Raw genomic sequence first — 2064 nt, 5'->3', positions numbered from 1 at the left:
GGCGCGGGGGTCGTCGCCGCGCAGCTCCGGGTCGCTCTTGGTGTTCGGGTCGACGTTGGAGGTGGTGTTGTAGCTCATCGGTGTGTGCTCCTTGCTGGTCGCCGGCGGTGGGTCAGAGGTCGTTCGCGTCGTCGCTGGTCATCGTGGCGGGGGTAAGCCGCTCGACGGCTTCCCGGAGGTACGTCAGCTCGGTGGAGACCTCGCCGAACGTGTCGGTGGCGGTGTTCTGGACGACGGTGGTCAGCTCGTCCAGGGCGGCCGTGACGATGTCGAGCTTGGCGGCGAGGACGTCGGTCTGTGCGGCGGTGGCGACGATCTGGCGGGCAGCGATCGTGCCCTCGAAGTGGTCGCGGCGCTCATCGAGGACGACGGCGATGGACTCGTTGATGACGCGGTTGGCGGCGAGCTGGAGGCGGTCGTTCATGGCTGGTGTGCTCCTGAGGTGGCTGCGCTTCCGGATCTTGCCCGGCGACAACTTGTGTTGTCGGTATTAACCGTAAGTGCGACAACATAAGTTGTCAACGGGGGTATGGGTGGGACCTTGGTCCTGTTGTGCTCGAGCGTGGGCCGGCGAGGGCCGGGCAAGGATGAGCATCACGACGATCTGCGGCGCCGGCCGCTGAGGCGGTTGGTTCCTTGCCGGCCTGGGGGCGCTCGCGTCCTCGGAACCACTTCGTGAACCGCGCTGCCGCGAGCGTATCCAGGGTGTCGAGCGGGTAGCAACGATGGTTGCGGGAAATAGGCCGGCGCCCCGTGCCGGGTGGTCACGGGGCGCCGGGCGGTGCTCGAGGTCGGGCGGGTCAGCTCGCCTTGGTCTTGGTGCCGGCGGTCCAGCGGTAGACGCTGCGATCAGACACGGGCCGGCCGTACTTCGCGGTGAGCCGGCGGGCGATCTCCTTGACCTTGACGCCATCGGCGCGGAGACGGGCGGCCTCGAGCTCGAGCGCGGCGGTCGAGCTGGTGTCGTCGCTGCGCTTGGCCGGCGGCTCGGGCTCGGGGGCGTGCTGCTCGCTCACCTTCTCTTCCGCGGGCACAGCGGGCACGGTGACCAGGTGCGGACGGGCGGGAGGCTCTACGGGCTCTGAGGGCGCCGTGACGGCCTCTACGGCGGGCATGGGGCGCTCGGACGGGGAAACAGGCGCGGGCAGCTCTGCCGGGGCCTGTACGGCGGCCTTGAGGTCGGCGGTGACCTGGTCGACGTCGGGCATCGGGGCGAGCTGCTCGACCTGGACGGGCGCGGCGGTGCCGGCCTCGATGTTGCGGGTGCCGGCCTGGAGGTTCCACGCGGTCTCGACGCCGCCGGCGAACTCCTGGAAGGAGTCGACGAACTTGGCGAGCTCGTCGCCCATCTGCTCGGGGTCGACGGTGCGGCGGGCGATCCGGCCGGCGCGCTTCATCTGCTCGCGAGCCTGGATGAGCTTCTTGCGGGTCGCGGCGGTGCCGCCGTGCTCGGGGTCGTTGTGGGCCTTCCACGCGTCGTGGTAGTCCTCGACGGCCTCGAGGGCGGCGTGCATACGGCCGCTGGCGCGAAGCTGCGACCAGCTGCGCCCGGTCGCGAGGTGGCGATCGCCAACGAGGACCAGGTGCCACATCAGCGCAGCGAGGAAGGGGACGATGAACCGGAACCCGGCGGCGACCGCGGAGTGGTCCAGGGAGATCTCATGAGCCGCGGCGAAGGTGGCTGAGGCGCCGGAGAATCCCCAGGTGAGCCACAACAGCAGTCCGTTGGGGCGCTCCTGCTGCGCGGCCTCGCGAGCCATCAGAGCGACGGTCACCAGGCAGATTTCGAGGACGCCGGCGAAGAGGTAGGCGGAAGCAGCGGTCATGCCGACCACATCGCGGCCGAAACCGACCATGGCGAAGTAGGCAGCGCCGGTAGCGATCGCGGCGGCGGCGGTAGCTCCGGCGATGATGAGCCGGCGTGCCGGCGTAGCTGCGGGCTGTGCGGTGTTGCTGGGCATCGGGGTTCCTCTCCGAGAGCGGGGGAGCTTGTGGGTGGGGGACGGGGTTACTGCTGCTTGGGGAAGTGCGCGTAGAACGCGTCTCGTACGGCCTGGGCGCGCA

At 70.0% G+C, this 2064-nt stretch carries 2 protein-coding genes; both read right to left on the bottom strand.

The genetic code is table 11. The annotated features are described in order from the left end of the window. Positions 1 to 112: 112 nt before the first annotated feature. Positions 113 to 424, bottom strand: a complete 312-nt coding sequence (locus tag ACFWQC_RS28185; protein WP_378686109.1) for a hypothetical protein — start codon at positions 422 to 424, stop codon at positions 113 to 115. 376 nt (positions 425 to 800) lie between these two features. After that, on the bottom strand, positions 801 to 1961 hold the full coding sequence (locus ACFWQC_RS28180; RefSeq protein WP_378686106.1) for a hypothetical protein: 1161 nt from the start codon (positions 1959 to 1961) through the stop codon (positions 801 to 803). Positions 1962 to 2064 lie beyond the last annotated feature (103 nt).

Origin of the sequence: Nocardioides sp. NPDC058538 (genome assembly GCF_042719275.1) — a bacterium.
In the GTDB taxonomy this organism is placed as follows: domain Bacteria; phylum Actinomycetota; class Actinomycetes; order Propionibacteriales; family Nocardioidaceae; genus Nocardioides.
Note: the sequence above shows the minus strand (reverse complement) of the source record. Positions and strands in the feature narration are given on the sequence as shown.

What these genes read in the sequence shown, in the direction of transcription:
- ACFWQC_RS28185 (WP_378686109.1), bottom strand. Translation starts at nt 424, where the DNA reads ATGAACGACCGCCTCCAGCTCGCCGCCAACCGCGTCATCAACGAGTCC.
- ACFWQC_RS28180 (WP_378686106.1), bottom strand. Translation starts at nt 1,961, where the DNA reads ATGCCCAGCAACACCGCACAGCCCGCAGCTACGCCGGCACGCCGGCTC.